General features: G+C 67.0%; 13 protein-coding genes. 8 read left to right on the forward strand and 5 right to left on the reverse strand.

Annotation, left to right across the window (positions count from 1 at the left end; all coding sequences use genetic code 11):
* Positions 1-157: 157 nt before the first annotated feature.
* Positions 158-2,986, reverse strand: coding sequence for an Rne/Rng family ribonuclease (locus RKE40_RS24105; protein WP_316020741.1), 2,829 nt, complete (start codon positions 2,984-2,986; stop codon positions 158-160).
* Positions 2,987-3,682: 696 nt separating this feature from the next.
* Between RKE40_RS24105 and RKE40_RS24110 the strand changes: the two genes are divergently transcribed.
* The 5 genes from RKE40_RS24110 to RKE40_RS24130 all read left to right on the forward strand — a co-directional run bounded on the left by RKE40_RS24110 (position 3,683) and on the right by RKE40_RS24130 (position 10,119).
* Complete coding sequence (locus tag RKE40_RS24110; protein ID WP_316020742.1) at positions 3,683-4,906, forward strand: N-acetylmuramoyl-L-alanine amidase; 1,224 nt, start codon at positions 3,683-3,685, stop codon at positions 4,904-4,906.
* Positions 4,907-5,060: 154 nt separating this feature from the next.
* The gene (locus RKE40_RS24115) at positions 5,061-7,508 is read left to right on the forward strand and encodes a penicillin-binding protein 1A (RefSeq protein ID WP_316020743.1); all 2,448 of its coding nucleotides are present in this window, start codon (positions 5,061-5,063) and stop codon (positions 7,506-7,508) included.
* Between the two features lie 25 nt (positions 7,509-7,533).
* Entirely contained in the window at positions 7,534-7,782 is a 249-nt protein-coding gene (locus RKE40_RS24120; protein WP_316020744.1) for a hypothetical protein, read from the forward strand.
* 105 nt (positions 7,783-7,887) lie between these two features.
* Positions 7,888-9,016, forward strand: a protein-coding gene (gene prfB / locus RKE40_RS24125; protein ID WP_316020745.1) for a peptide chain release factor 2 whose coding sequence is annotated in 2 segments (ribosomal slippage) — positions 7,888-7,956 and positions 7,958-9,016 — 1,128 coding nt in all. Because the reading frame shifts where the segments join, the coding sequence is not laid out codon by codon here.
* Complete coding sequence (locus RKE40_RS24130; protein ID WP_316020746.1) at positions 9,013-10,119, forward strand: SGNH/GDSL hydrolase family protein; 1,107 nt, start codon at positions 9,013-9,015, stop codon at positions 10,117-10,119. Before prfB ends, RKE40_RS24130 begins: the two co-directional genes overlap by 4 nt.
* Positions 10,120-10,342: 223 nt before the next feature.
* Here RKE40_RS24130 and RKE40_RS24135 read toward each other — a convergent pair whose 3' ends face one another.
* Positions 10,343-11,671, reverse strand: a complete 1,329-nt coding sequence (locus RKE40_RS24135) for a M23 family metallopeptidase (RefSeq protein WP_316020747.1) — start codon at positions 11,669-11,671, stop codon at positions 10,343-10,345.
* A gap of 95 nt (positions 11,672-11,766) precedes the next feature.
* Complete coding sequence (locus RKE40_RS24140) at positions 11,767-12,231, reverse strand: peroxiredoxin (RefSeq protein ID WP_316020748.1); 465 nt, start codon at positions 12,229-12,231, stop codon at positions 11,767-11,769.
* 293 nt (positions 12,232-12,524) lie between these two features.
* Between RKE40_RS24140 and RKE40_RS24145 the strand changes: the two genes are divergently transcribed.
* Positions 12,525-15,920, forward strand: a complete 3,396-nt coding sequence (locus tag RKE40_RS24145) for a hypothetical protein (protein ID WP_316020749.1) — start codon at positions 12,525-12,527, stop codon at positions 15,918-15,920.
* A 185-nt stretch (positions 15,921-16,105) separates the two neighbouring features.
* Here RKE40_RS24145 and tyrS read toward each other — a convergent pair whose 3' ends face one another.
* Both tyrS and RKE40_RS24155 read right to left on the reverse strand, forming a co-directional pair.
* Positions 16,106-17,347: a tyrosine--tRNA ligase gene (gene tyrS, locus RKE40_RS24150; protein WP_316020750.1), complete on the reverse strand. Its 1,242-nt coding sequence runs from the start codon at positions 17,345-17,347 to the stop codon at positions 16,106-16,108.
* A gap of 150 nt (positions 17,348-17,497) precedes the next feature.
* Positions 17,498-18,169, reverse strand: coding sequence for an alpha/beta hydrolase (locus RKE40_RS24155; RefSeq protein WP_066469417.1), 672 nt, complete (start codon positions 18,167-18,169; stop codon positions 17,498-17,500).
* Positions 18,170-18,450: 281 nt separating this feature from the next.
* Here RKE40_RS24155 and RKE40_RS24160 point away from each other — a divergent pair, with 281 nt between their 5' ends.
* Positions 18,451-19,665 (forward strand): cysteine desulfurase family protein, encoded by a 1,215-nt coding sequence (locus tag RKE40_RS24160; RefSeq protein ID WP_316020751.1) that lies wholly within the window; start codon positions 18,451-18,453, stop codon positions 19,663-19,665.
* Positions 19,666-19,743: 78 nt separating this feature from the next.
* On the forward strand, positions 19,744-21,216 hold the full coding sequence (gene sufB, locus RKE40_RS24165) for a Fe-S cluster assembly protein SufB (RefSeq protein WP_316020752.1): 1,473 nt from the start codon (positions 19,744-19,746) through the stop codon (positions 21,214-21,216).
* Positions 21,217-21,236 lie beyond the last annotated feature (20 nt).

Consider the following 21,236-nt stretch of genomic DNA (forward strand, 5'->3'; position numbering starts at 1 on the left):
CCATCTGAGACATTCGTCGTCAGCCGACTTGACACCCATGGCCCAATAGAGAAGAGCCAACTTCCCCTTCCGGCCCATCTGAGACATTCGTCGTCAGCCGACTTGACACCCATGGCCCAATAGAGAAAGCCCGCTGCGATTGCAGCGGGCTCTGGTCTCACTTGCGGCCGGCGAGGCGGTTCCACCAACCGCCGCGCTTCGGGCGATCCGGATCGGGCGGGGTCAGCACCACCGCGACCGGCTCTTCGACGACGCGCGGCGCAGGGGCCGGTTCCGCTGCTTCGACGACAGGTTCGGCTGCTGCCGGAACCGGAGCTTCAGGCTCGGCTGCCGGGGCAGGCGGGGTTTCCGCCGCAGGGGCGGCCTCAACGGCGGCGCCGTCCTCGGTGATCGGAACCACCTTCTTGCGGGCGCGGCTGCGCTTGGGCTTCTCGGCCGGGGCCGCAGCAGCTTCGGCCGCAACTTCGGTGGTCTCAGCCTTGGGCGCTTCGGCGGCCTCGGTCACGGGCGTCTCGGTAGCCGCCGCTTCGGCTTCGGCCTTCTTGCTGCGTCCGCCACGGCGGCCGCGGCGCGGCCTGGCTTCGGCTTCGGCAGGCGCCTCCTCGGCTGCGACCTCGACGACGGGGGCGGGAGCCTCCGCGACGACCTCGACGATCTCCGCGACGGGCTCGCCGCTCTCGCCGCCATCGGCCGGCTCGTCCGACGCGTCCTGGTCGTCATCCTGGCCGTCGCCGGCCTCCTCGCTGCCGCCTTCGAGGCGCTGGCCATCGCCATCGCGCTCGCCGCCACGCCGGCGGCGGCGGCGGCGGCGGCGCTTGCGGCCGCCTTCGCCCTCGCCGCGACCTTCCTCACCTTCGCCATTGGCCGACTGCGGGCCAGCCTCGGCCTCGCCGCTCTCCTCGTTCTCGGCTTCGAGATCGAGAACCTCGTCCTCCTCGGGCTCCTCGATGATGGCCTCGGCGCGCATGCTGCTGACCGGGATCACCCGGTTCTCATTGCCGACGAACTCGCCGCGCTCGACCTCGAAATAGCGCGTGCCGAGCAGGGCAGCGTCAGCCGAGACGGTGATCGCGATGTTGAAGCGCTCCTCCAGATCGCGCAGATGGGCGCGCTTCTGGTTGAGCACGTAGAGCGCGACCTCGGGCCGGGTGCGGACTTCGAGATTGTGCGAGGCGCTCTTGATCAGCGCCTCTTCCAGCGCGCGCAGGATCTGCAGCGCGATCGAAGGCGTCGAGCGGACGAGGCCGGCGCCGGCACAATGCGGGCAGGGCACCGAGGAGCTCTCGAGCACGCCGGTGCGGATGCGCTGGCGCGACATCTCGAGCAGGCCGAAGGCCGAGATGCGGCCGACCTGGATGCGAGCCCGGTCGTTCTTCAGGCACTCCTTCAGCTTCTTCTCGACGGCGCGGTTGTTGCGGTTCTCCTCCATGTCGATGAAGTCGATCACGATGAGGCCGGCAAGGTCGCGCAGGCGCAGCTGGCGGGAGATCTCCTCCGCCGCTTCGAGATTGGTCTTGAGGGCGGTGTCTTCGATATTGTGCTCGCGGGTCGAGCGCCCGGAGTTGATGTCGATCGCGACCAGCGCCTCGGTCTGGTTGATGACGATGTAGCCGCCCGACTTCAGCGTCACGGTGTTCGAGAACATCGCGTCGAGCTGGCTCTCGACGCCGAAGGCGGCGAAGAGCGGGGTCTGCTCGCGATAGGGCTTCACGCTCTTGGCATGGCTCGGCATGAGCATGCGCATGAAGTCCTTGGCCTCGCGATAGGCGGCCTCGCCGGCGACGTGAACCTCGTCGATATCCTTGTTGTAGAGGTCGCGGATCGAGCGCTTGACGAGGTTGCCCTCCTCATAGACCAGCGCCGGAGCGACGGAGGCGAGTGTCAGCTCGCGCACGCTCTCCCACATCCGCATCAGGTATTCGTAGTCGCGCCTGATCTCGGGCTTGGTGCGGGAGGCACCGGCGGTGCGCAGGATGATGCCCATCCCCTCCGGCACCTCCAGCTCCTGCGCGATCTCCTTCAGGCGCTTGCGGTCCTCGGCATTGGTGATCTTGCGCGAGATGCCGCCGCCCTTGCCGGTGTTCGGCATCAGCACGGAATAACGGCCGGCGAGCGAGAGGTAAGTGGTGAGGGCGGCGCCCTTGTTGCCGCGCTCTTCCTTGACGACCTGGACCAGGATGATCTGGCGGCGCTTGATCACCTCCTGGATCTTGTACTGGCGGCGCGAATGGCGGGGACGCTCGGGCATGTCGTCGAGGGCGTCGCCGCCGCCGAGCTGCTCGGGCTCCTCGTCCGGGTGGTCGTCACCGCCATTGTCGTCGTTGCCGTCTTCGCCGCCGGACTCGTCGCCGTTCTCGGACGGAGCACGCGCTTCCTCGGCCTCGGCTGCGGGCTCGCTGACGGTCTCGAAGGTCAGCGGCGCGGCGTTCTCGGCAACATTCTCGCTGCTCGATTCGGCGACGGCGGGGGCGAAGTACTCACCGAAGGCGGGCGCGCCCTCGTTGACCATCGCAGCTTCCTTGCCGTCGGTCTCGACATGCTCGACTTCGCCCTGGCCGTTCTCGGCCTGGACTTCGGCGCTGACGGTCTCGTCGCCGTTGCTGGCGCGCTTGGCGCGCCCGTCACGGTCGCCCCGGCGGCCACGGTCGCGGCGGCCGCGCTTCTCGCGCTTCTCCTCGTCGCGCTCTTCCTCGCGCTCGGCGCGGGCCTCTTCGGCCAGCAGCGCCTGCCGATCGGCGACCGGGATCTGGTAGTAGTCCGGGTGGATTTCGGAGAAGGCGAGGAAGCCGTGGCGGTTGCCGCCATACTCGACGAAGGCAGCCTGAAGGGACGGTTCGACCCGCGTCACCTTCGCCAGATAGATGTTGCCGCGAAGCGGCTTTCGGCTGGCGGATTCGAAATCGAATTCTTCAATGCGGGAACCGCGGGACACCACGACCCGGGTCTCTTCCGGGTGGGTGGCGTCGATCAGCATCTTGTTGGCCATAGGACAGGTCCATCTGCGCAGCTGCCTTTGGTGCCCGCCGGGCTGCGGACATGAGTCCGCTGCCGCGGGCAGGGGCGCCGCGCGTCGGCCGGCTCGCGCCGGCATGTTGCAGGGAGGAAAAATCAGCCAAGGCCGGATAGCGGAGGCGAGCGGCGGAACGGGCAGAAAGCCCGTCGCAACCGGAAAGGTCTCGACGAAACACCGAAATGGGAAGCGGCGTCGTATGCCCCGACATCTTACCTTTGACCTGCGACGCACCTGCCGCAAGGCGAAGCGCACCGCGTTGACACGCTCGCGGAATGCCGAACCCGGCGTCGATTTCTGCCTGACGCCGGCCCGTCCGCGGACGATCTGTTGCTAGCCGCCTTCGCGCCGATCCTGATCGCTTCGAGCGACCGGACCGGTTGGCTTTTTCGTCGGGCGTCAACGGGTTATTGCGACCCTGTTGCGCGCGGCGGAAGCCATCACGATGCGACCGACTCCATTACAGACAGCTTGCCGCATTTGGCAAGGGAGAACGCGCCGGGACAAGAAATCGGCCGGTTTCCGGGCTAGGCTCGACGTGGTAACCGATTGTCAACGGGTCGCAGCGCTATGGTTAAGAGTCCTTAAGCATTGCCTCCGCAAATGTAGGAGCTGCCCCTGTCCGCGGGCCTTCATCTTTCCGCTAACGCGGTCGCCGGCCGTCTCTGCGACGTGGCGGGGCGTTTTTTGCGTCCGGCGCTGCTGCTTGCCGCGCTGGTCATGGCAGGGGGCGCGGCGGCCAATCCTCAGGGGCGGGCGACCAGCGATTTCCCGGTCGCGAGCGAGGCGCGAATCGAAGCTCAGGGCGAGACGGTGCGGCTGGTGCTCACCCTGTCGCAGCCCGTCACGGCAAGCGCCTTCGTGATGGCCGGGCCGGACCGCGTCATCGTCGACCTGCCATCGGTCAATTTCCAGATTCCGGCCTCGAATGCGCGTAGGTCCGCAGGCTTCGTCTCGGGCTTCCGCTACGGCCTGTTCACGCCGGACCGGGCTCGGCTGATCCTCGACCTCGCGCAGCCGGCCGCAGTCGCCGATGTCTCGGTGAAGCCTCTGCGCGGCGGTTTCGGAGAGCTCGTCATCGAGCTGAAGCGCACCACCCGCGAGGAGTTCATTGCGCTGGCGCGCGCCGCCGCGGCCAAGGCTCAGCTGCCTCACGTCCCGGTCGAGTCCAAGTCCGAGGGCGATCAGCGCCGGATCGTGGTGATCGATCCCGGCCATGGCGGCATCGATCCCGGTGCTGTCGTTGCCTCCATCGCGGAAAAGTCGGTCGTGCTGGCCTTCGGCCTGAAGCTCAAGGAACAGCTCGAGGCGCAGGGACGCTACCGCGTGATCATGACCCGGCACGATGATAGCTTCGTGCCGCTGGGCGACCGCGTGCGCATCGCCCGCAGCGTCGAGGCGCATCTGTTCATCTCGATCCACGCCGATTCGCTGACGCAGGCGCAGGATGTCCGCGGCGCCACGATCTATACCGGTTCGGAGCGGGCGAGCGACGCGGAGGCCGCGCGGCTTGCCGCCAAGGAGAACCAGGCCGATGCGGTCGCCGGCCTCGACGCCAGCGAGGACGTGCAGGACGTCGCCGGCATCCTGATGGACCTCGCCAAGCGCGAGACGCGCGGCTTCTCGGCGATGTTCGCGCGCAATCTCGTCGAAAAGCTCGGCGGCTCCGTCAAGATGCACAAGGTGCCGCTGCGCTCGGCAGGTTTCAGGGTGCTGACCGCGCCGGACGTGCCGTCGGTGCTGATCGAGCTCGGCTACATGTCGAGCCCGAAGGACGCAGAGCTCCTGAACTCCGAAAGTTGGCGGGCGCAGGCCGTGACTGCGGTGCAGGGCGCGGTCGACCAGTATTTCGAGCGTACCCAGCCCCCGGGCAAGGCAGCAGAGAGCCGGCGGTGACGTAGCGGGGCCGAAGATGAGGCTTTGTGGTCTTACAGCCACGGTTCCGCCATTTCCGCCATGTTATAGAGTGAAGTTAAAGATCGATCACCCGGGCAGGGCATGCCGTCGATTCGAGCGACGCCGCTGCCGCTAGACGAGGTCAAGTTTCTCGATGCGGTTCATTCTGCGCCTTTTCGGGTGGGCGTTCGCCGCCGGCACGATCCTCTTCGTGATCGGTGTCGCGGGAGCGGCCGGCCTCGTCTGGCACTATTCCAAGGACCTTCCCGATTCGGCCCAGCTGCGGAATTACGAGCCGCCGGTGATGAGCCGCGTCCATGCGGGTGACGGCAGCCTGATCGCCGAGTTCGCCCGGGAGCGCCGGCTCTATCTGCCGATCCAGGCGGTGCCGAAGCTGATCATCGACGCTTTCCTCTCGGCCGAGGACAAGAACTTCTACAAGCATTTTGGCGTCGACCCGGAAGGTCTGGCGCGCGCCGCGATCTCGAATTTCCGCAACCGTGGCTCCGGCCGCCGGCCGCAGGGCGCTTCGACCATCACCCAGCAGGTGGCGAAGAACTTCCTCGTCGGCTCCGAGCAGAGCATCGAGCGCAAGATCCGCGAGGCGCTGATCGCGCTGCGGATCGAGTCGACCTATTCGAAGGACAAGATCCTCGAACTCTATCTCAACGAGATCTACCTCGGCGCGCCGGCGCCGGGGCAGGGCAGCTATGGCGTCGCCGCCGCGGCGCTGAACTATTTCGGCAAGTCGGTGCATGAGCTGAACGCTCAGGAGGCCGCCTATCTCGCGGCGCTGCCGAAGGCGCCGACCGACCTGCACCCGTTCCGTAATCGTGAGCGCGCGATCGAGCGCCGCAACTATGTGCTCGACCGCATGGCCGAGAACGGCGTGATCAAGCGGGCCGAGGCGGACGCCGCCAAGAACCAGCCGCTCGGCGTCAACCCACGCACGGTTTCGCCGAACAACATCGCCGCCGGCTTCTTCGCCGAGGAGATTCGCCGCGAGCTGCAGGACCGCTATGGCGAGAAGAAGCTGCTCGAGGGCGGTCTCTCGGTTCGCGCCACGGTCGATCCGAAGATGCAGCTGATGGCGCGCAAGGCGCTGGTTGACGGTCTCGTGCGCTTCGACGAGGCGCGCGGCTGGCGCGGCGCCATGCAGAAGCTCGATCTCGCGGGCCGCGAATGGGGTGTCGCGATCGGCGAACTTCCGGTGCTCGGCGACGTCAAGCCCTGGCGGCTTTCCGTCGTGCTCGATGTCGCAGGCGACAGTGCCCGCGTCGGCCTGCAGCCGGTCCGCGAGGCTTCGGGCCATCTCCGGCCGGAGCGCGAGACCGCGACGCTCGGCGGCGAGGGCATTCGCTGGACGCGGCGCACGCGCGTGTCGCAGGCGGTCTCGGTCGGCGACGTCGTCTATGTCGAGCCGATCGACGGCAAGCCGGGGCAGGTGCGTCTGCGCCAGATGCCGGAGGTGAACGGCGCGATCACCGTGATGGATCCGTTCTCCGGCCGCGTGCTCGCCATGGTCGGCGGCTTCTCGCACGACCAGTCCGAGTTCAACCGCGCGACGCAGGCGCTGCGGCAGCCCGGCTCGTCCTTCAAGCCCTTCGTCTATGCGACCGCGCTCGACAATGGTTACACCCCGTCCAGCATCGTGCTCGACGCGCCGATCGAGGTCGACCAGGGCGGCGGGCTCGGCGTCTGGGCGCCGAGCAACTATGACGGCAAGTTCACCGGGCCGCGCACGCTGCGCTACGGTATCCAGTTCTCGAAGAACCTGATGACCGTCCGACTCGCCAAGGATGTCGGCATGCCGCTGATCGCCGAATATGCGCGGCGCTTCGGCATCTATGACGACATGCTGCCGGTGCTCTCGATGTCGCTCGGCGCCGGCGAGACCACGGTGATGCGGATGACCGCGGCCTATTCGATGCTCGCCAATGGCGGCAAGCGCATCCGGCCGACCCTGATCGACCGCATCCAGGATCGGTTCGGTTCGACGATCTACCGGCACGACCAGCGCATCTGCGAGGGCTGCAATGCCGATAAATGGGCCAATCAGCGCGAGCCGCGCCTCGTCGACAATCGCGACCAGGTGCTCGACCCGCTGACCGCCTACCAGATGGTCTCGATGCTGGAAGGCGTCGTGAACGCCGGTACCGCGACGGTGGTCAAGGCCGTCGGCAAGCCGCTCGCCGGCAAGACCGGCACGACCAACGACGCCAAGGACGTCTGGTTCGTCGGCTTCTCGCCGGACCTGGCCGTCGGCGTCTATATGGGCTTCGACAAGCCGAAATCGCTCGGCAACTCGGCGACCGCCGGCCAGTACGCCGCGCCGATCTTCCGCGATTTCATGATGCAGGCGCTGAAGGACAAGCCGGCGACACCGTTCCGCGTCCCGGCCGGCATCAAGCTGATCCGCGTCGATCCGCGCACCGGCATGCGCGCCGGTGGCGAGGGCGGTATCCTCGAGGCCTTCAAGCCGGGCACGGCGCCGCCGGACAGCTACTCGGTGATCGGCGCGGCCGGCGACGGCACCGGCGCGATGAGCGTCGCGCCGGGCGGCGGACGCTCGGTCGGCTCGGGCACCGGCGGGCTGTACTGACGGCTTGCGGGAGAAGCTGGGCAGGTTGACGGCGCCGACAATGGCGCCGCCATTGCAGGCGATCCTGAAATCGGAGCTCGCCCGTGGCAACCATGTCGCCGAGATCGGCGACTGGCCGCCCGACTGCGACCTCCTGGTGATCCTGTCGCGCCCCTTCGTCCGACGCTATGTGCTTGCGTCGAGCGTGACCTATCGCGATCTCGACGATCCGCATTACTGGAAAGCGGAATACAGTTTCGGGCGCGAGTGCCTCGCCTGCCAGTTCGGCAAGTGAGGCAGGCGAGAGAGCCTGCCAAGCGCGGCCCGCCATTTACAGCGCCGCCCTTCACCCCTATGCCAACGCCAAAGCTCGCAGACTAACGGAAGCCGACCACAGACCATGCGCCCAGAGATCCAGACGCAACTTGATAACGCCAAGCAGTCGATTGGACTGCTGAGGAGGCATCTTTGACTGGGATGTCGCGCAAAGACGTCTCGCAGAGCTGAACGCCCTCTCCGAAGGCCCCGATTTCTGGAACGATGCCGAGACCGCGCAGAAGCTGATGCGCGAGCGGACATCGCTTGAGGATCAGATCAACGGCATCATCAAGCTCGAGCGCGAGCTCGACGACGCATTGACGCTGATCGAGCTCGGCGAGATGGAAGAGGACGAGGCCACCGTCTCCGAGGGCGAGGCGGCGATCAAGGCCGTCGAGGTCGAGGCGGCGCGCCGCCAGGTCGAGACCCTGCTTTCGGGCGAGGCCGACATGCTCGACACCTATGTCGAAATCCATCCCGGCGCGGGCGGTACCGAAAGCCAGGACTGGGCCGAGATGCTGCTGCGCATGTATCGGCGCTGGGGCGAGCGGCGGAAGTTCAAGGTCGAGACGCTGGACTATCAGGACGGCGACCAGGCCGGCATCAAATCGGCGACGCTGCAGTTCAAGGGCCACAACGCCTATGGCTGGCTGAAGACCGAATCCGGCGTTCACCGGCTGGTGCGGATCTCGCCATTTGATTCCAATGCCCGTCGGCAGACTTCCTTTGCGTCGGTCTGGGTCTATCCGGTGGTCGACGACCGGATCGTCATCGACGTCAAGGAATCGGACTGCCGCATCGACACCTATCGGGCGCAGGGAGCGGGCGGCCAGCACGTCAACACCACCGATTCGGCGGTGCGCATCACCCATATCCCGACCGGGATCGCGGTGGCCTGCCAGCAGGAGCGCTCGCAGCACAAGAACCGGGCCAAGGCCTGGGACATGCTGCGCGCCCGGCTCTACGAGGTCGAGCTCAAGAAGCGCGAGGACAAGGCGAACGCCGAGCAGGCTTCCAAGACCGATATCGGCTGGGGCCACCAGATCCGCTCCTATGTGCTGCAGCCCTACCAGCTGGTGAAGGACCTGCGCACCGGCGTCTCGTCGACGGCCCCGTCCGACGTGCTCGACGGCGATCTCGACCCGTTCATGGAGGCTTCGCTGGCCCAGCGGGTCTACGGTACCGAGGTCGAAGTCGAGGACATCGATTGAGCGAGAAGAAGCGTTCCCGTGGCCGCGAGATCCTGATCAATCTCGCGGTCTCGGTCGGCAGCATCCTGGTCTTCGCATTGTTCTGCGAGCTGGTGCTGTTCCGCTTCCTGTTGCCCGGCAGCGACGTGCCGCGCAACGCGTTCTCGAACGGCGTCGTGCGCTACCAGCCCGGCCAGACCGGAACCTGGCGGGTGCGCGACGAGATCGCCGCGCCGTTCAAGATCAATGCGCAGGGCTGGAACTCGGCCCTGCCGGATTATCCGATCGAGCGCCGTCCCGGCGTCTCCCGCATCGCCTTCGTCGGCGACAGCTATGTCGAAGCCCTGCAGGTGCCGTTCGACGCGACCTTCGCCGAGAAGGCGGTCGCGGCGCTGGGGCCTCAGGGGTCGGTGGAAGGTTTTCGCTTCGGCGTCGCCGGTGCGCCGCTCAGCCAGTATCTGCAGATGGTCGAGCGCGAGGTCGAGCAGCGCCGGCCCGACCGCATTGTGGTGATGCTGGTTCATAACGATTTCGACGAGAGCTTCGTGTTCATGCCGGGGCGCTACACCTCGAGCTTCCTGAAGTTGCGGGTCGAGAACGGGCGTGTCGTCGGCGAGGTGCCGCCGGAGCCCTGGCGTCCCGGTGCCTTCGAGAGCCTGCGCCAGACGGCGACGGCGCGCTTCCTGCTCTATCGCTGGCAGGTTCGGCCCCAGATGCTGCTCGATGCCATCCTTGGCCCGGCGCAGGCCGCGGGTGAGGGCGGGTTCGCCGCCAATATCGACGTCTCCGGCGTGCTCGCGCGCGAGGCCGATATCCGCGTCGCCACCGACTATCTGTTCGGCCGGCTGAAGGCGCGGGCCGAGGCCGTCGGCGCCAAGCTCCAGCTCGTCATGGATGGTGAGCGGCAGGCGGTCTATGCCGGGCGCGACAGCGGGGCGCTGCGCCTGAATCGCATCGCCGCCGAGATGGCCGGTCGGCACGGCATCCCATTCCTCGATCTTCATCCCGTCTTCGCGGCGGATTGGGCCAGGAACCAGAAGCGCTTCGACTTCCGCTCCGATGCGCATTGGAACGAGTACGGCCATGCGGTAGCCGGAGCGGCGATCGCCGAGGCGCTGCGCTAGCGCGCGCCGCATTCACGCGAAGCTGAAGAGTTCTTCCCTGCGCTGCTCGCAAAGCACCGGAGCTTCCGTCTTGTGCGCCGGCGCCGCGCTGCGCCCTGTCAGGGCACCGGCGAGGATGATCAGCATGAAACGCGGCGCCGTTCCCTGAACGAGATCAGCCTCCTGAAGGGCTTTCCCTCAGGAGGCTGCACTTTTCTTCAAAGACTGCGCGGCTTGCCGTCCGTCAGAGCTGTCCGGCGAGCTTGTCCCCGGCGCGCAGGAACCGGATCGGGTCGAGCGTATCGCCGTCGATGCGGGTTTCGTAATGGAGGTGCGGGCCGGTCGAGCGGCCGGTCGAGCCGACACGACCGACCAGCGCACCGGCGCTGACGTTCTGGCCGGCCGAGACCAGAATCGCCGACATATGGGCGTAGCGGGTGCTGATACCGCCGGGATGCTCGATCTCGACCATGTTGCCATAGCCACCGGAATACTCGGCGGTGACGACCTTGCCCGCCGCCGTGGCGCGGACCGGAGTTCCGGTCTCGGCGCGCAGGTCCATGCCGGTATGCATGGCCGGGCCGCGGGTGAACGGGTCGACGCGGTAGCCGTAGTTCGAGCTCATGTCGATCTCGCCCTGGAGCGGGCGGCGCAGCGGCAATTGCAGCGCAAGCTCGCGCAGCCGTGATACGGCGGCGATGCGCGGCTGCAGGCTGTGCAGCGTCGCCTCGAACGGGCCGGCGGCGGGGTCGATCTTGATCGGAACGAAGGGGCCGCCGACGGCCTTGGCGATCGTCGTGCTGGCCGCCAGGCGATCGGTGTCGAGGCCGGTTTCCGCCAGGGCCGCACGCAGCGTCTTCTGGGTTTCGCCGAGGCTGCGGTCGATGTTGCGGAGCGTGCCGAGCTGCGACGAGCCGGTCTGGCCGATAGCCTCGTCAAGCTGCTCCAGTGCCTCGGCGACGCGCTGCGCCGGCGACACCGGCTCCGGGACCTCCCCGGACTGCCAGGGACCGGCATTGCGGTCCTCGGCGCCGCGGAGCACCGGCATATCGGGTGCAGGGGTCGGCCTGGTCGGCCCGATCGGGGCAAAGCTGCTAACGCTGGAGGCGCGGGTCGCCGCTTCCGGCTTGATCAGGCGCGGGCCTGAAGCCGTCTTGCCCGCCTGGGTGACGCCGATGCCGCTTGCCTTCAAGGTCTCCGTGACCGCGTTGACCAACGCCTGCTTGGATTCGAGCTCGGCCTGGCGCATGGCGATCTCGCCGACTCGGGCCTCGACGCCGTCCTGGTCGAGCAGGGCCCGGCTGGCCAGCCGGTCGATGTCGGCGCGCAGGGCGGCGATGCGGTCCTCATAGGCGTATTGCCTTGAGGTTTCGCGGTTGATCAGCCGGGCGGCGAGATCATCCTTGCGCAGGATGTACCATGTCGTCGCGCCGCTCCAGGCGGTGGTCAGGCCGAGCAGGGTAAGGCCGAGCAACGCCGTCGAGCGGCGGATGGCGAAGCTGCGGCGGGAGAGGATGCCGGTCACGGCGAGTGCCGGCGCGCGGGGGTGAGCCGCGGAATCGGGGAGTGTCATACGCAATACCGACTGTGACGCTGCGATGATCTGATTAGACCCTGTTAGGGTTAATCAATCGCAAAACGCCCCCCGAAGGCCGCGGTTTTCGCGCTCTACAGGGTTTCGGCGGCCAGAAGCACTTCCTCTGCGTGGCCTTTCACCTTCACCTTGCGCCAGATTCGGGCAATCTTGCCGTCAGAATCGATCAGGAAGGTGGTGCGCTCCACGCCCATATAGGTGCGGCCATACATGCTCTTTTCGACCCAGAGGCCATAGCCGTCGATCATCTGGCGGTCTTCGTCCGCGAGAAGGTCGATTTCCAGGTCGTATTTCTGCTTGAAACGGTCATGCCTGGCGACCGAATCGGGCGAGACGCCGATGATTCGCGTTCCGGCCGCGGCGAAGGCCTTGCGCAGGCCGTTGAAGGCGGTCGCCTCCAGCGTGCAGCTCTGGGTGTCGTCCTTCGGGTAGGCATAGAGCACGACCTTTCCGCCTCTCAGCTCGGAGAGCGTCACAGTGCCGCCGCCGTCCTTCGGCAAGGTGAAGTCCGGGGCGAAGCTGCCTTCGTTCAGGGCCATGTCTGCCTTCCTTTGGTCGATATCGCGCCGCATGGGCTGGCGAGCCATAGGACGCTGAGCCGGCTGAGGCCAGAGAGCAGGAACATGCGGCCGGAGAATCGGTTACTTTGTCGCGGGCTGTACCCGTCGGGCGGTCGCGCGCATTGTGCCGGAAGGGCGTTTGACCGGATGCCGGGCCTTTCAACCGCAAGACATGAAGCGAATCCTTCTTGACCGAGGACAACAGGGATACTTCGGCGCCTAACGCCGCGGCGCCTGCTGCGACGCAAGCGGAGGCCTGTGACCCCGCAGCGGTGGCAAAGCGCGCCTGGAAGGGCGTGGTCACGATCGGCGTGGCTGTTGTCGTCGCGGTGGTGACGCTGTGCCTGGCGGCTGGCGCCCTGCTCGTCAGCGGCTTCATTCCGCTCTCAGGCCTGGAAGGCAGGATTTCCAACGCCATCGAGGAAAGGCTCGGCCCGAACTGGAAAGTCGAGGTCGAGCAGGCCGGACTCGACCGGGTCGACGGCCGCTCGCGGCTGCGGGTCCAGCAGGTTTCGTTCCGCCATTCGGGAGGCGCCTCCTTCCGGGCGCCGGAGGCCGTGCTGGGCTATGAGCCGCTCGCGCTGCTGCGCGGCGAAATCAAGCTCGTCTCGCTCGATCTGCGCGGCGTCAATATCCGCCTCGGCGTCACCCAGGATGGTGCGCTGCTGCTGGAGCAGGGCGCGCAGGCGCAGGCCGTGCCATTGCCGAATGCCCCGGTCGTCGGCGATCCAGCCGATTGGAACGCCTTCACCGGCGTGATGAACGCGATCGGCGCCCTCGCAGAGGGGGACGGCCTGCTCGGCTCGCTCGAACAGGCAGGCATGGGCGGGGCGCGGGTGACGCTGATCGATCCCTCGGGACGCCAGAAGGCTGGGCTGGAGGATGTCGAGGTCAGGCTGGAGCGGCTCGGCGGCGGATTGACCAGGCTGGTGGCCCGCGGGCGCACGGGTTCGCGGTGGAAGGATGTCTCCCTCGATCTGTCGAGCAGTCCCGACGGCACCCGCCGCGCCAGCATCGATATCCGGCGCTTCGAGCCGTCTGAGGCGGTGGCGCTCGCCTTCGGCAATGCGACGGTTGCGCTCGACGGGCTTGCGCTCAGCGGCAAGATCTCGCTGACCCAGACGCCTGACGGGGCCCGCAAGATCGCCGCCGGGCTCAATGTCGCGCCCGGTGTCGTCAACCTTCGCAGCGCCGCTCTCGAGCCGCTGGAGATTCAGGGCGCACGGCTCGACTTCGACAGCGATGACGGACTCAAGACGGTCCGGATCGCTGCCGCGGAATTGCAGGCGGGAGCAACGAAGCTGAGCGGGCGTGGGCAGTCGCGCGAGGAGGGCGGGGTCTGGAAGGTCGCTTTTGAAGGGGCGGGACAGGTCGCCGGCGTCGACCAAGACGCGCCGGTCGTGGTCGACAAGCTTCGCGCCGCCTTCGAGGTCGAACCGACCGCCGGCGAAGTCCGAATCGAGCAGCTCGTCGTCAAGGGGCCGCTGATCGATGCCGAGGGCTCCGGTGCGGCTCGGCGCGTCGGCGAGCGCAACTCGCACGAGTTCAAGATCAGGGCGGTCAATTCCGACATGCGCGCGGCCCTCGCCGTCTGGCCGGCTGTGACCTCGCCCGATCTGCATGCGACGCTGAGCCGTCAGATTCTCGGCGGGCGCGTCGAGGAGATCACCGTCGATCTGTCGGTCTCGCCTGAGGCCAATGCCCGCCTGCATGGCGGCCAGGGCATGGACGATGACGCCATCACCGTGGTGCTGAAGGGCTCGGACGTGCGTTTCCTGCCCAGCCCCGGGCTGCCGCCACTGGTCGATGCGCGCGTTGCCGGCACGATCACAGGTCGCACGGTTCAGCTCAGCATCGCCCAGGCAGCGGCCGACCTCGGCAATGGCCGCAAGCTGATGCTCGACGAGGGCAGCTTCACGATGGCGGATAGCTGGGCCGACCGGTCATTGGCGCGGATCGGCTTCCGCTCCACCGGGTCGATGGACGCATTGCTATCGCTGTTCGCATTCCCGGCACTCAAGGACTTCTCGCCGCTGCAGATCGATCCGGCATCGCTGCGCGGGACGAGCGAGCTGAAGAACCAGATCTCGCTGCCGCTGGTGAATGATCTGAGCTTCGCCGATGTGGTGATCCAGAGCAACGGCACGCTGACCGGCGTCGCCTCCGACACGCTGCTCGGCAACGAGAAGCTGGACGGCGCCAATCTGACGCTCAGCTACGACCGCGGCCAGCTGCTGATCAAGGGCGAAGGCCGCATCGGCGGCGATCGCGGGCCGATCGAGCTGCGCCAGAACGCCAAGGGCCAGGGCGAGGCGACGGTTTCGCTGACGCTCGACAACGCCGCCCGGCAGCGCCGCGGCATCGGTCCCGAGGCCGGCATCAACGGCCCGCTGCAGGTCAAGGTGATCAAGGCTCTAGGAAAGACGCCGGAGGCACCGCCGCGTGTCGAGATCGATCTGGCGCGCGCTTCAATCGACACATCCATTCCCGGACTGAGCAAGCTGGCCGGCCGGGCGGGCCGGGCGGTGTTCACCTATGTGTCGGATGCGGACGGGCCTGATTTCGAGGATCTGACCATCGACAGCGCCCCGATCCTGGTCAAGGGCCGGGTTTCGCTGAACAAGCAGAACGCCTTCGAGAGCGCCAGCCTGTCGCAGCTCAGGCTCTCGCCCGGCGACAATCTGAACAAGGTTGAGATCAGCCGCGACGGGGCCGTGACCAAGCTCTCAGTGCGCGGTGCCGTGCTCGACGTCCGCCCCTTCATTCGCGACCTCATGAGCGCGCCGGCGGCACCCGCACGGAGCGCCCGCGGCGCAGCGGCGGCAGCCGGCCCCGACTATGAGCTCGATCTCGACGTGCCGATCCTGACGGGCTTCAACAACGAGGCGCTCGGCAACTCGCAACTCAAGCTCTCGCGGCGCGGCGGCGCGATCCGTTCGATCAACTATGCCGGCAGGATCGGGCGGGCGGATCTCTCGATCAAGCAGGCGCGCCAGGGCGAGGGCGCCGGGCCGCTGGTGCTTCAGTCGGAAAATGGCGGCGCGACCTTGCGCTTCTTCGACCTTTACCGCCGCGCCCATGGCGGGGACCTCGTGCTGCGGCTCGGGGCTGGCGATGTCCGTCAGGATGGCGAGGTGCTGCTGCGGAACTTCACCGTTCGCGACGAGCCGGCGCTGCGCCGCGTCGTCGGCGCGCAGAGCGCGACGGCTCCGAGCGCGCTCGATCGCAATGGCGCGCCGATCCCGCAGCGCATCGACGTCAGCGAGGTCGCCTTCACCAAGATGCGAGCCGAGTTCACCCGCAGCGCCAGCCGCATCGACATCAGCGAAGCGGTGATCTGGGGCCAGCAGGTCGGCTTCACGCTGCAGGGCAATGTCGACTATGGCCGCGACCGCGTCGACATCGGCGGCACCTTCGTGCCGGGCTATGCACTCAACAACGCCTTCGCGCAGGTGCCAGTCGTCGGCATGATCCTCGGCGGCGGCCAGTATGGCGGGCTGTTCGCGGTGAATTTCCGCGTCTCGGGCTCGGCGACGGCACCTACCATGACGGTCAACCCGCTCTCGGCGATCGCGCCCGGCATCCTGCGCCGTTTCATCGATCCGCTCGGCGGCGGCCCACTCGAGCAACGGCCGCAGGGTAACGTTCCCAATACTGCCGAACGCTGAGCCGCAGGCGCCGTTCTATCTTGAGGCCGGGCGGGGCCTGTTTCGATGACGCCGGCGCCGTCGCAATGCGGTTCGGTTCGCCGTGTCAGGCCGAAATCGTTACCGTCGGCAGACGCTTGGCGTGAGTGCCTAAGATCTTGATTGCGCCCGGGCAGTTGTGCTGCCCGGGGGGGCCTCGAGCGCCGTCAGACGGCCCGCAGCAGGATGTGCTTCTTCTTGCCGAAGGAGAGCTTGGCGGCGCCGTCCGTCAGGTCGGAAAGCCCGAGGCTGGCGCGTTCGTCGGTGACGAGTTGGTCGTTGACGCGCAGGCCGCCGGCCTTGATCTGGCGGCGGGCCTCGCCGGTCGAGGGCACGAGGCCCGCGCTGACGAAGGCGCTGAGCACGCCGAGCCCGGCCTCGAACTGCGCCTTCGGAAGCTCGACGCTCGGCAGGTCCTGCGCGGTCTCGCCCTCTTCGAAGGTCTTGCGCGCGGTCTCGGCCGCGGCCTCAGCCGCCTGCCTGCCGTGCAGCAGCGCCGTGACCTCGGTCGCCAGCACCTTCTTGGCCTCGTTGATCTCGGCGCCGCCGAGTGCCGCAAGGCGCGCGATCTCGGCCATGGGCAGCTTGGTGAAGAGCTTCAGGAAGCGGCCGACATCGGCGTCTTCGGTGTTGCGCCAGTACTGCCAGAACTCGAAGACCGGCAGCAGCTTCGCGTCGAGCCAGACGGCGCCGGAGGCGGTCTTGCCCATCTTGTTGCCCGAGGCCGTGGTCAAAAGCGGCGAGGTCAGGGCGTAGAGCTGCACATCCGACATGCGATGGCCGAGATCGATGCCGTTGACGATGTTGCCCCACTGGTCGGAGCCGCCCATCTGCAGGATGCAGCCGGTGCGCTTGTTGAGCTCGACGAAGTCGTAGGCCTGCAGGATCATGTAGTTGAATTCGAGGAAGGACAGCGACTGCTCGCGGTCGAGCCTCGTCTTGACGCTGTCGAAGGACAGCATGCGGTTGACCGAAAAGTGCCGGCCGACATCGCGCAGGAATTCGAGGTAGTTCAGCCCCAGCAGCCAGTCGGCGTTGTTCATCATCGTCGCCGGGCCGGAGAAGTCGAGATAGTTCGAGAACACCGAGCGGATGCCCGCAAGGTTCTGCTCGATCGTCTCCTGGGTCAGCAGCTTGCGCGCCTCGTCCTTGAAGGAGGGATCGCCGACCATGGTGGTGCCGCCGCCCATCAGCGCGATCGGCTTGTGGCCGGTCTCCTGCATCCAGTGCAGCATCATGATCTGCATGAGATGGCCGACATGCAGCGAGGTCGCCGTCGCGTCATAGCCGATATAGGCCGAGATCGGCCCCTTCAGCGCAGCCTGATCCAGCCCTTCCGGGTCGGAGATCTGGTGGATGAAGCCCCGCTCGTCGAGGGTGCGCAGGAAATCGGATTTGAAGCTGGTCATGGCGGACTCGATGGTTTGACGGTTTTTCCGTCATGGTCGGGCTAGTCCCGGCCATCCACGTCTTCACTTCACTGATCGAGCGCCGTGTTCAAGACGTGGATGCTCGCCGCAAGGGCGAGCATGACGGTTCGGAGCCGTTCGGCGACAGGATCAGGCCTGTTCCTGCTCGGTCTTCAGGATTTCCGGGCCGACCTTGCGGTCGAGATAGACGCCGACCTGCTCCATCAGCTGGTCGACGCGCCCGTCGAAGAAGTGGTTGGCGCCCTCGACCACGGCATGCTCGATCTGGATGCCCTTCTGGGTCTTCACCTTCTCGATCACCGCCATCACCTCCTTGACCGGGGCGACGCGGTCTTCCGAGCCGTGCACGAACAGGCCGGAGGACGGGCAGGGGGCGAGGAAAGAGAAGTCGTAGCGGTTCGCCATCGCGGCGATCGAGAGGAAGCCCTCGATCTCCGGGCGGCGCATCAGGAGCTGCATGCCGATCCAGGCGCCGAAGGAGACGCCGGTGATCCAGCAGCTCTTGGCCTCCGGGTTTAGCGCCTGCATCCAGTCGAGCGCCGCCGCGGCATCGGAAAGCTCCCCCGCGCCATGGTCGAAATGGCCCTGGCTGCGGCCGACGCCGCGGAAGTTGAAGCGCAGCGCCGAGAAGCCCCGGTTCACGAAGGTGTAGAACAGGTTGTAGACGATCTGGTTGTTCATCGTCCCGCCGAACTGCGGGTGCGGATGCAGGATGATCGCGAGCGGAGCGCCGCGCTTCTTGGCGGGCTGGTAACGGCCTTCGATCCTGCCGGCCGGTCCGTTGAAAATCACCTCGGGCATCGTATCTCGCCTTTTGCTGGGCGGAGCTGCGGAACAAGCGCGCAAAAGCGGCAGGAATGCCACCGATGCATGCGCTTGCCCTTGACGGCCCCGCCGCTCGCGCCCTAAATCAAGCGCTTAGAATGGTTCTAACAGCCGTGAACAAGACGGGAACATGCAGGCGAATGAACGCTTGCCGCTCCAGTCAGTGCGGCTCGGACGGGCGGCTATAGCACGGCGCAGGGGTGCAATTTCAAGCATTTCGTGCCGCAGCCGCGGCAGGCCCGTCTAGACATGGAGCAATGACGCTGTTTAACGCGACGAACCGCAGCTATCTCGACCATAACGCCACCACGCCGGTCCGCCCGGCGGTGGCGGAGGCGATGTTGCGGGCGTTGCAGATGACCGGCAATCCGTCCTCCGTGCATGGCGAAGGCCGGGCGGCCCGGGCGGCGATCGAAGCGGCGCGCGAGCAGGTCGCGGCGCTCTGCGGCGCGAAGGCCGCGAACGTCGTCTTCACCAGCGGGGGCACCGAGGCGAATGCGACGGTCCTGGCTCCGGGCTTGAGCGATTGCAGCGGCGGACGCGATTGCGTGCGCGCGCCGGTCACGCTGCTGCTCCATGGCGCAACCGAGCACCCTTGCGTGCGCGACGGTCACCGTTTTGCGGCGGGGGCTGCCGAAGAAATTCCTGTCGACGGGAACGGGGTGGCGGATCTCGCCTGGCTCGAGGCGCGGCTCGCCCGCCATGCCGCGGAGCGGCCTGCTGAGCGGGCACTGGTCTCGCTGCAGCTCGCCAACAACGAGACGGGCGTGATCCAGCCGGTCGCCGAGGCCGCCGCGGTCGCCCGGCGCCATGGCGCGCTGATGCACAGCGATGCCGTCCAGGCCGCCGGCAAGGTCGCGATCGACATCAATGCTCTGGGCGTCGATGCCCTGACGCTGTCGGCGCACAAGCTCGGCGGTCCGCAGGGCGTCGGTGCCATGGTCTTCCGGACCGGGGCGCTCGAGCTTGCCGACAAGCCCCTGCGTGGTGGCGGGCAGGAGCGCGGCTGGCGCGCCGGAACCGAGAACGTGCCGGGCATCGTCGGCTTCGGAGTCGCCGCTGCTGAGGCAAGGGCCGCACTGGCGGACGAGGCGATCAGGCTCGCCGGGCTGCGCGATGCACTCGAGGCCGGCCTGGCGAAGCTGGCGCCGGAGACGCTGGTGTTCGGTGGCGGGGTCGCCCGGCTTCCGGGCACGAGCGCCTTCGCGACGCCCGGCATCAAGGCCGAGACGGCGCTGATCATGCTCGATCTCGCCGGCGTCGCGCTGTCATCCGGATCGGCCTGTTCCTCGGGCAAGGTCAAGCGCTCGCATGTGCTAGCAGCCATGGGAGTAGACCCTGCCATGAGCGCGGGGGCCTTGCGCGCCTCGCTCGGATGGACCACCTCCGGGGCAGATATCGAGCGTTTCCTCGCGGCCTATGCGAAGGCGGTGGCCGCGATACCGAACCGGCAGGAACAGGCGGCGGCCTGAGCTCTGCGGCAAGACGATTACGACCAACAAGACGAAGACCAAACCGGCGGGCCTTGAACCCGCGACAGGAGAGTAGATATGGCAGCGGTCCAGGAGACCATCGACCAGGTCAAGTCGATCGACGTGACCGAGTACAAGTACGGCTTCGTTACCGAGATCGAGGTCGACAAGCCGGCCAAGGGACTGACCGAGGACACGGTTCGGTATATCTCGGCGCGCAAGAACGAGCCGGAATGGATGCTGGAATGGCGGCTCGACGCCTTTCGGCGCTGGAAGACCATGACCGAGCCGAACTGGTCGCGCGTCCAGTACCCGCCGATCGACTACCAGGACATCTACTACTACGCCGCGCCGAAGACAGGCGCCTCGCCGAAGTCGCTCGACGAGGTCGATCCGGCCATCCTGGAGACCTACAAGAAGCTCGGCATCCCGCTCAGCGAGCAGGAGATCCTCGCCGGCGTCGCGCCGGAGAACCGCGTCGCGGTCGATGCCGTGTTCGACTCCGTCTCGGTCGTCACCACCTTCAAGAAGGAGCTGGCGGAGGCCGGCGTGATCTTCTGCTCGATCTCCGAGGCGATCCAGGAGCATCCCGAGCTGGTCAAGAAGTACCTCGCCACCGTGGTGCCGGTGACCGACAACTATTTCGCGACGCTGAACTGCGCCGTCTTCACCGACGGCTCCTTCGTCTACATCCCCAAGGGCGTGCGCTGCCCGATGGAGCTGTCGACCTATTTCCGCATCAACGAGCAGAACACCGGCCAGTTCGAGCGGACGCTGATCATCGCCGACGAGGGCTCCTATGTCAGCTATCTCGAAGGCTGCACGGCACCCAAGCGCGACGAGAACCAGCTGCATGCGGCGGTGGTCGAGCTGATCGCGCTCGACGATGCCGAGATCAAGTACTCGACCGTGCAGAACTGGTTCCCCGGCGACGCCGAGGGCAAGGGCGGCATCTACAACTTCGTGACCAAGCGCGGCGATTGCCGCGGCAAGCGCTCGAAGATCTCGTGGACGCAGGTCGAGACCGGCTCGGCGATCACCTGGAAGTACCCGTCCTGCATCCTGCGTGGCGACGGCTCGCGCGGCGAGTTCTACTCGATCGCGGTCTCGAACGGCGCGCAGCAGGTCGATAGCGGCACCAAGATGCTGCATCTCGGCAAGAACACGACCTCGAAGATCATCGCCAAGGGCATCGCGGCCGGCAAGTCGGACTCGACCTATCGCGGCATGGTCTCGGCACATCGCAAGGCGACGAACGCGCGCAACTTCACGAACTGCGACTCGCTGCTGATCGGCGACCAGTGCGGCGCGCACACCATCCCCTATATCGAGGCCAAGACCGCGACGGCGATCTTCGAGCACGAGGCGACCACGTCGAAGATCGGCGAGGACCAGATGTTCTACTGCCAGCAGCGCGGCCTCTCCGAGGAGGAGGCGGTGGCGCTGATCGTCAACGGCTTCGTCAAGGAGGTGCTGCAGCAGCTCCCGATGGAGTTCGCCGTCGAGGCGCAGAAGCTGATCACGATCTCGCTCGAAGGCTCCGTCGGCTGACTTTTCACCAGCCTTCGTCC

Origin of the sequence: Allobosea rubneri, from assembly GCF_032464875.1 — a bacterium.
Taxonomy (GTDB): domain Bacteria; phylum Pseudomonadota; class Alphaproteobacteria; order Rhizobiales; family Beijerinckiaceae; genus Allobosea; species Allobosea rubneri.